General features: G+C 59.6%; 7 protein-coding genes. 2 read left to right on the plus strand and 5 right to left on the minus strand.

Features of this window, described 5'->3' with window-relative positions:
• Positions 1 to 93 precede the first annotated feature (93 nt).
• Entirely contained in the window at positions 94 to 519 is a 426-nt protein-coding gene (locus ACFWGD_RS12620; protein WP_377779041.1) for a hypothetical protein, read from the plus strand.
• Positions 520 to 527: 8 nt separating this feature from the next.
• Positions 528 to 1,061 (plus strand): RNA polymerase sigma factor, encoded by a 534-nt coding sequence (locus tag ACFWGD_RS12625; RefSeq protein WP_377779042.1) that lies wholly within the window; start codon positions 528 to 530, stop codon positions 1,059 to 1,061.
• On the opposite strand, the gene ACFWGD_RS12630 is transcribed toward ACFWGD_RS12625, so the two are convergent.
• The 5 genes from ACFWGD_RS12630 to ACFWGD_RS12650 all read right to left on the minus strand — a co-directional run bounded on the left by ACFWGD_RS12630 (position 1,058) and on the right by ACFWGD_RS12650 (position 8,964).
• Entirely contained in the window at positions 1,058 to 1,549 is a 492-nt protein-coding gene (locus ACFWGD_RS12630; RefSeq protein WP_377779043.1) for an SMI1/KNR4 family protein, read from the minus strand. The two genes, ACFWGD_RS12625 and ACFWGD_RS12630, sit on opposite strands and share 4 nt — an antisense overlap.
• A 282-nt stretch (positions 1,550 to 1,831) precedes the next feature.
• Positions 1,832 to 2,800 (minus strand): SMI1/KNR4 family protein, encoded by a 969-nt coding sequence (locus ACFWGD_RS12635; protein ID WP_377779044.1) that lies wholly within the window; start codon positions 2,798 to 2,800, stop codon positions 1,832 to 1,834.
• 14 nt (positions 2,801 to 2,814) lie between these two features.
• A complete protein-coding gene (locus ACFWGD_RS12640; protein ID WP_377779045.1) occupies positions 2,815 to 6,573 on the minus strand; it encodes an HNH endonuclease in 3,759 nt (1,252 codons plus the stop codon).
• On the minus strand, positions 6,573 to 7,538 hold the full coding sequence (locus tag ACFWGD_RS12645; protein WP_377779046.1) for an AbfB domain-containing protein: 966 nt from the start codon (positions 7,536 to 7,538) through the stop codon (positions 6,573 to 6,575). Before ACFWGD_RS12645 ends, ACFWGD_RS12640 begins: the two co-directional genes overlap by 1 nt.
• 79 nt (positions 7,539 to 7,617) lie before the next feature.
• Positions 7,618 to 8,964 carry an LGFP repeat-containing protein gene (locus tag ACFWGD_RS12650; protein ID WP_377779047.1) on the minus strand — a complete coding sequence of 449 codons (1,347 nt, stop codon included), beginning with the start codon at positions 8,962 to 8,964 and terminating at the stop codon, positions 7,618 to 7,620.
• Between the last annotated feature and the right edge of the window lie 328 nt (positions 8,965 to 9,292).

Below are 9,292 nucleotides of genomic sequence, written 5' to 3' on the forward strand. Positions count from 1 at the left end.
GCCCTTCCCGCGCATCCCATCGGCGACCATCCATGAACCCGTTCCCTCCGGGCGCGGGCCGTGGAATAATTCCCCTCCGGAAAGGGAGGTGCCATGCTCGACAACGGTTTTCCCGGCGACGGCACGACCGGCGACCAGCCGGATCTGAACCTGGCGGAGTCCGCGCCGATGACCCTGGACGCCGACGTCTTCGACGGGCTGCTGGACTACGCGCTCAGCGCCGACGCCCATGACGTCGACGATTCCATCGTCCCCGACGACCTCGATTCCATCGGGCTCGCCGACGACTCCGCGGATCCGCTTGACGACGCAACCCCCGACCCCTCCACCGCGGACCCGGCGGATGATGGGATCGACGACCTCATCACCGACGACGCCCTGTACGGCTCCCCGGAAAACTCCCTCGACGACACCACCGGCGATTCTCTCGACGCCTCGGTCCCCGACCCCTTTGCCGGGGGCACGGCGGACGATGGAGGCGCGGATACGTCGCCAAGCGATTCCGACCTGGACTGGTGAGCCCGACGATGAGCCCGGAAATGGAGCTGGTGGCCCGCGCCCGCGAGGGTGATGCGGGGGCGTTCCGCGAGCTCGTCGCGCCGCACCGCGACCATCTGTGGGCGGTGTGCCTGTCCATCACGTCGCATCGGCAGGATGCGGAGGATGCGCTGCAGGACGCGCTCATCGCGGGCTGGCGGAACCTGGGGCGGTTCGAGGGGCATTCGCGGTTTTCCACGTGGATGCACCGCATCGCCGCCAATGCCGCGCTGATGCTCGTGCGCAAGCGCCGCGAAACCCCCGATGCCGACGCCGGCGACGACGAGGTCGACCGGGCGCCGGGCGTGGGCGAGCGCGTGACCACCGTCGGCGTGGTCCGGGAGGCGCTGGCGACGCTGGCGCCGGAGTTCCGCGAGGCCGTGGTGCTGCGCGAATACGCCGACTTCACCTACCAGGACATCGCCGACCACCAGGGCGTCGCCGTGGCGACGGTGAAAACCCGCCTCAACCGCGGCCGCGCCAAACTGAAGGCGGCGCTGGTCGAGGCGGGCGTGGGGGGTTAATCGGACGAAGTCCAATCGTCCGGAGCAAAGGTCAGCCCGTCGATAAAATCTCCAAACGAGTCAGCCAACTTGATCATGCAATTCCCTCTACCGATGCCAATATAGATGATCGACATTGGAGGAAATTGCTGCAGTCCATAGTTTATCCCGACCGACTCGCCAGGCCCACTAGTCGACATGGAAAATATCAGCAACTCCATGGGGACACCCCACCTATCCGGCCCCATTAAGGATGGAGATTCCAGCAGGTCGATAGTTCCTCCATGCAGACCAAAGGTGGATTCGAGGCCAATATAATAACCTTCCTCCAATTGACGTACTGGAAAACAAAACCGACCTCCCTCATCGAGCACACCCCCTCCAACATCTCGAAGAAGATTCCGATACTCCAACGGCAGCTGCAAACCTAGCCCTCGTTCAGCATTTGCTATTTCCCCATCGCTACATGAGCCAAACTTTTCGCGAGAATGCTCGCTGCACAAAAACATGAAAACTCCCTCGATTTGAATGGCGGCTGTATTAACATTCCCGCACCACGCCTGCCATCAACGCGCGACTATCGCAACGGCGACAAGCCGCCCTATCATTGAGTTCGCGAATCCAAAGGTCGCGTTGACCGAGAGTCAGGAGAAATAGCACCACCTTCGAGTTGACAAAGCTACGGGCAGCCTCGGGGTTTGCCCCGTCACACATTCCATTTCAATACCGGAGCATAACGAGCAGGCGGCGCCCAACACTCTGCACACTACGAACAACCACCGACCGCGCCCCTACCGGTCCGACCGCAGATCCGCGAACAACTGCTCAAGATACTCCGGAGTGAACTCAAAATGACCCCCCACATCCACAAGAACACCCTCCTTTTCGCGTTTAGCCCACCACAGTTCGAGCGTCCGCACGTTCCATCCCAAGCCATGCTCCTGACCTTCGAGAAAGAAGCTACTCGCAGCCAAAGAATCAAAGGTGAGACCATCCCCCTCGATGTACTCATCTGCCGAAGAAAAGTCCCGAAGGCCACTAGCCAACCAGAAAATCACATCCAAAAGAGGCCGACACTCTTCCGTGTTATAGAGAGCCAACGACCCCTCCCTGGCAACCCTCAAGCCCGCACTCCGCACGAGCGCTTCCGCATCCTCGACACCACTGCGACGAATCCCCTCCCTCAGATCAGCCGACAACGCACCCTTGAGCACGGAGTCCTTCTCATCAGGCTCCGTCCACCCCATCCCAGCACTATCCGGGTCAGGGCCCAACAGCCCCACAAACTCCTCGAACGACCCCGCTACCTGAAGCGCCTGCCCCCCGCCATCCATATCAAGGGCAAGGATCGCCCCCTCGGGAAAACCCTCCAGCTCATAGTTGATCGCAAGGCACACATGCATCCCCAGCTCAGTAGTGGCAAACAACTGCACCTCCGCCGGCACCTCCCATTCCCGAGCAAGGAATGCCACCACACCATCAAGATTATTATCGCCACCGGAAATCCGGCCGTTCCCGTAGATCTGATCGACAATCAGCCCATCATCACCCACCTCTTCCGGCAACGGCAAAAAACAGTACCGCTCACCCAACACCCCGCCGCCGCTCTTCTTCAGGACCTTCCGGTACCCATCCGGCAAAACCCTGCCGATACTTGCCTCAATCTCCGCAAGACGACCCCCATCACACGCCTGACCCGCCTTAAAAAACATCGATCGCTTCCCAATTCCAAACATTAATTCAAACCTTTCATCACGCACGATTACCTTGACCTCTATTTTTTATGCCATCCAGCACCCCATATCGAAGCGCCACCAGTGTGCTTCACCTCCCTATGCAGCTCTGTCGGTATCATCTGCATCCTTCCCGTATCCTCATGATGATGCCATGTCAGTTTGTGCTTTTGCCTATATTCTAGGTCGATGCCCATAATCTTATCCGCATTTTTTATATCAACCCTTGGGGAATGGCCAAGCTCAACGACAACATCAGCGGGAATCATTTTTCCTCCCTTTTTTATTTTCCAGACATGGGGAGTAAAAATGGGAAATCCTTTCTCCGTAAAGGCAATATTCCCGTATGTTTCCAGAATATGATCGGGAATTTGCCCTTCGTTGCCAAACTTCCAATTGGCTCCCGCGTACTTTGCGTTGATCGGGTACCGGCCATTGACCTTCGCAACCGTATCCGGAATACCACAGATATCCGCCACCGGAATGATGACAAACTGCCGCGAACCATCATCACCCCCCGGCACCTCAAACTGCCGCGGGAACTCAAACACCACATCCCCACCATGAGCAGCACCCACCACCCGACACCCCGGCGGCGTCGTCACCCGCGCCAACGCATCCGACACCCGCTTGCCCCGACCCGACAACGCCGCCCGCACCTCACCGGCCTTGCCCAACAACTTCCGCAACGCCGGCATCGCCTTGGCCACCTTCGCCAGCTTCCCCACCGGCAACAACCCCACCGCCGTCCACAAACACCCCGACAGCTGGCCCTTAAAACAATTCTGAATATCCGTAATCCCCAACACATCGAGAATCAACGCAAGCGCAGCCGGCCCCACAACCTCACGCAACGTATCCAACAAACTCACCGGACGAGCAGCCGGATCATCCTGCCCCTCAGCACCCAACGCCTGATGCAACTGCGACTGCTCCGACATCTCCAACTGCCACGCCGCGGTATACGCATCCGACGCCGCCTGCGACGCCACAGCAGCATCCTGCCCCGCAGCAACCGCCGACGCCCGCGCAGACGCAGCCGACGACGCCGCAACCGACGCCGACGCCCGCGCATCCGCGGCAAAACTCATCGCCCGATCCGCATTCGCTGTCGCCTGCCGCGCATCCGCGCCCGCCGCCGCAGCAGCCTCATGCGCCCGCGCCTGCTGAGCCGTGGCAAACGACAACGACTGCTGCGCCGAAGACACATGCTCACCAGCCATACGCGACGACTCCCGCGCACTGCCGGCATACTCGGCCGCAACCCGCGCATACTCACCAGCCCGCTGCGCCGACCCCAAAGCATGCTCATGAGCCACCCGCGCATTAGCCGCCTGCTCCGCAGCCACATCAGCAGCATGACGGCCCATCTCCAACATCGACGCAATCTGCCCGGCATGGGCATCACGACGACCATCCATCATCGCCCGGCGATACTGCTCCACGGCAATGAAACGCTCCAACCCGGCACGATCCCCCACAACAGCAGCTTCCGCCGCCGCCTTAACCTCCGGACCCCCAGTATCGGCAAGATGATACGCCTGCTGAATCTGATCGGACCACCGCGCCTTGCCATAGCCGCCACCATTGACAAAACCATCCAACGCCTCGAACGTACCGGCCACCAACGCCTGATCCGCAGCAGCACGCGTATTGTCACCGGCCGAATCACGCAACTGCCACGCCGCACTCTTCAACCCCGGCACCATCAACCCATCGGCACCAGAAGTAACGAACTCCCGCAGCGCCCGGTCATCCTCATACACCATCGCCAACGCCGCCTCACGCACCGCCGGATCAGGATCAGTCGCCGCCCAATGCTGGGCCACCGCTAGATCATCGGCATAAGCAGCATCGGCAAACCCCTCATCCCCAAACACCCGCAACGCCGCATCATCACCGGCCAACAACGCCGTCTTCGCCGCACCGGCAACAGCCGGCCCACCGACCTGCACCGCAGCCACCGCAGTACGCCGAAGACTGTCAACATCCCGCTGCCCCGGCTCCCGCAACGCATCAACATCGGCCAGCAAACGCTCACTATCCCGCTGCCGCTGCACCGCCGCAGCACCCAACGCATCCTCCACCGCCCGGGCATCCTCAGCCTCACCACGCAAAAAAGCACGCTCCGACTCGAGCCGGTCATCGGCAATAGCCACCGAAATCTCATTGCCCACCCGCGCCAGCTCCATCGCCTCACCCGCCGCCGCAGCCGCCCGCTGCGCATCAGCAGCATGCTCGCCCGACATCCGCGCCGCATACTCAGCATTACCAGCCTGCCGCGCCGCCTCCTCCGCAGCCTCCGCCGAACGACGAGCATGCTCAGCAGCTTCCTCCGCCGCACGCCGCGCTTGATCAACCAACCCCTCAATCTGCTTGACAAGCCGATCCACCTCACCAGCAGCAGCACGGGCACGAGCCGCCCCCGCACGCGCCTCCGCCGCAGCAGACTCACCGACCCCCGCAGCCCCCGCAGCCTGCGCCGCCGCAGCAGCAGCCGCATCCGCATTACCCGCCGCCGACGACGCAGCAGCACCAGCCTCACCAGCCCGCGTCGCCGCCGTCGCCGCATGCCGATACGCCTGCTGCGAACGCCGCGCCGACTGCGCCGCATCCCTGGCCCGCTCCGCCGCCACCCGCGCACCCGCCGCAGCCGACGCATCCCGCGACGCATCCGACGCCCGCGCCGCAGCAGTCGACGCCGCCGCACGAGCCCGCGCCGCAGCCGACGCCGCACGAGCAAGCGCATCCGCCGTCTGCTGCAACGCAACACGCGCCTCCTGCGCCGCCACCACAGCCTGATCCGCCACCCGCCCCGACTGCTCCGCCAACTGCCCCGCCGCAGACGCCGCATTACCCGCACGCACCTGAGCACCATCAGCAGCCTGAGCTTCCTCAGCAGCCTGAACAGTAGCCCGCCGCGCATTATCCGCAGCCCGAGCCGCCCGATCAGCCTGCTGCACAGCAAGACTATTAGCCTCCGACGCCTTCTCCGCCTCCCGAATAGACATCTCAACCAACTCAGCAGTCGACATCAACTCAGCATCCTGCGCCGCGGCAACAAACTGCCCATACCGCAAAAACCCATCAATAGCCTCATCAGAATTAACCTGAATAGCCTCACTGGCCCCCGCAGCAACACTGGGCAACTCAGAACGCGTCAACTCATAAACCTCACGACGAGCATCCGCACCACGCGCCACCACAACACCCGACGCAGCAAACTCCCCCAACGACTCCGCAGAATTATCCCGCAACGCCTGATCAGCCGCCGCCTTCACACTCGACCCCTCAGGCGCCCGCGCAGCCTCCCACGCAACCGCCCGATCATCCTCGGCCTGCAACACCTCCCACTCCGACTCAACAAACCCCACCATCAACGCCGAATCCGGACCCCCATCCCCCGACAAAATCTCCGACACCCGAGCCTGCACCCGCGGCCCACCAATCGAAGAAATCGTCACCAACATCCACCGCAAATCCTGATTCCGAGCCACCTCCAACCCCGAATCCCGATACGCCTCAAACTCCTCAACCGACCCACCCAACGCCACAGCAGCAGCCGCCGACGACGCCGGCAACCCCGAATCAAGCACATCCACCGCAAAAGCCCGCGCATCACCCCCCGACGAAACACCAAACACCCCACCGCCCTCACCACGATCCCGATCCCGATCCTGAGCCGACGCAACACCCGACCCCATCAACAACTCAGCAACAAACACCCCCACCAACACCAACGACACCACAACAACACACTTCACCCACCAACACCGACCACACCCCGCCACGTAGACCATCAGACACCCGGAAACGCTAGAGCCTGATCGGCAAACCAAACAGAATCCACCGCACGGGTAGTAGTCATCGAGACTCGGCCCTCACCGTCAGTCGAGATCGCGAACCGCTGGTCCACGGCAGACACGAGCCTCTGGCCAGTCGGCGGCACAGCGACTGGCGAAACACACCACGTTGCATAGGTCGCCCGCGGTTCTGCGGAAACACGCAACCCAGCGCCGGCCACCACGTCAACAGCTTCCAAATACGTGCCCGGATATGCCGCAGACTCCAATGAAATGCAACCAATATTTGACAGTCCCTCCACGACACGAAAAGAGGCGTCAATACGGTCGGTAAAACCACTATTCCTTGACATTGTTTCCGCATAAACCCCAGACCACCCCACCCTAAGATACGCTCCGAAGGATTCCCTCCTCGAACTCCTAAGGCTAACCACATTATCATTCTCGCCGCTCAACGTCGGCACCAGTGAACCGTTTCCAGGACCACTCGGCGAGCCAACGGGCGCCACCTGTAACTCAACTACAGTTGAACCTCCTCGATTCACGTCAATGGTTTTCACTTTTCCCGGATCGACAGTAACCGACCAGTACACTGCACCATTCGGCAATTTAAATGAAACATTTACAGGAACCGTCAGGTTATTTACAACGCCGTATGAACCTGTAATATTCAGGGCAATCCACCCCGACTCTTTTTTCAATCCGAAGCATGCCGAACGTCCCGGCACATCAGCAGAATCGACTCTAATATGGACCGGAGTCTCACCACATTGTTCTTCAACAATTCCACCATCTCCAGCAGTTACCGGAACAGTAGCAGAGGCATAAAGCGGAAAAGCTACCACTATAGTCGCCACGCACGTCAGAGACGTCACCATCTTTACCACGAGAGGAGTCAAATACCTTACAGGAAACATTCGAGAGAACATCGAAACCACGACCGAAACCACCAATCCAAGCATTAACTGAAATATATACACAATAGCCTAGATAATTATTGCCCCAGACTACCTCCACAACGTTGACGAATCGTCGCCAAAACTACTGTATGTAGGTGACCCTTGAAGTCGGCGCTCCTTCACGGACAGCCTGACTCATCGAAGGCCACACTTGCCTACCAATATGATCCGAAGAGAACGGCCCCGCAACCTGAGTCTGCGATGACGGCCCCATCGCTTCAATTACTAGTCGCAGCCAGGTCCCGTCCGACCCCTCATATGAAGATTTAATTTCGTCCGTATCAAACAGGATCTCGGCATTTTTATCTGAAGTCAACGGCGGAGAACTAACTGCGTCAAATCGGACCGTTAACACGCGCCCCTCACCTTCAGGGTGACCAGGCAAGGTTTTCAGAGAAAACCCGGTATCCGCAATTCGGTCTACCACAGCAGTGCCGACACGGCCTCCGATGCCACGGAATGTGCAAATCGCACCAACGGCGATTTCGTTAGGACACCCACTTACGGGAAAGTACTTGACCATGTTATTCATAACTTCACGAGCCAAACCCGCTGCGTTCAATCTTGGGTATGTTTCGATTGGAACAACTGGACGAATATGGCGATAGCTGGAGTATGCCGCATTGTCGTACTTTGGGAGTGCGATCCCCGTCGGAACTGCCAACTGGATCGAGCCTCCCGAAAAGTCCTGCCTCACGCCGCCGCTTACTTCATATGGACCGGAAGTTGGATAGCCATATTTCCCGGTCTCCCAACCATTTTCTGACCAGTGTTCTCTTATTGATCCCGTCACTTCAAATGCTCCGTTGCGCGGGTGCCAGTAGATTGAACCGCCTGAAAAGTGATTAAACCTACCGGCCCCATCCGGCGTAGTCAGCTCGTCGGTGATGGGATATCCCAGTCGGCCAGCCTCGTACCCCAGGTCGCCCCACTTTTCAAAGATCTCGCCTTCAATCTGATGAGCATCCGTGGCGGCCGACCAGTAAATGGATCCATTCTCAAAGTGGTTGAACTTCCCCGCACCGTCAGGTGTCGTCAGTTCGTCGGTAAGAGGATAGCCGAGACGGCCTGCCTCCCAACCAAAATCGGCCCACCTGTCACGTATGCGTCCGCGAATCTCATGAGCGGTTCCGCCATCCACCTGAGGGTGCCAATAGATGGCAGATGTATCCACGGAAAAGACTTGGAATCGGCCATCCCGAGCAGACACAAGCTCATCGGTGGTCGCGTTTCCGAACCTCGCAAATCCACCTAAACGATGGTAGGTCTCTTCAATCCTCCCCTTGATCCATCGCCCATGAAAGACATCCGCGCTCGCGGCAGGAGAGTTTTGCACAATCATTGCAAATACTACCGCCAGCATGACAGTCCCAGCGAACGCTCGAGACCCCAACCGGCGATAGTGACAACGCAGCTTCTTACGGTTCATGAAAAGAAACTTAACACATGGATGGGATTAGGATTCTTCAATTGTTCATCGAAGGATGGACATCCCCCGTCGAGGACGAGTTCCTCTTACCTTTCGGCCCCCACCACGGGATTCAGTAGAATCTGCATCAGTTCAACTTCCGAGAGCTAACCCCGTTAGGGGGGTGGCCTGGTGCCAGGTGTCCAATCTTCGACGGCTCAGATCCACCCCCTTGGATCCGCAAGGATCACCAAGGGTCAAGTCCAGGGAAGTGGTGTACGTACCTTTCGAATAAGCCGGACTATCTACCGGCATTTGGGCCCTGCCCGAGCAGGGCAATAATCCCCGA

Source organism: Corynebacterium sp. NPDC060344 (assembly GCF_042725215.1).
In the GTDB taxonomy this organism is placed as follows: domain Bacteria; phylum Actinomycetota; class Actinomycetes; order Mycobacteriales; family Mycobacteriaceae; genus Corynebacterium.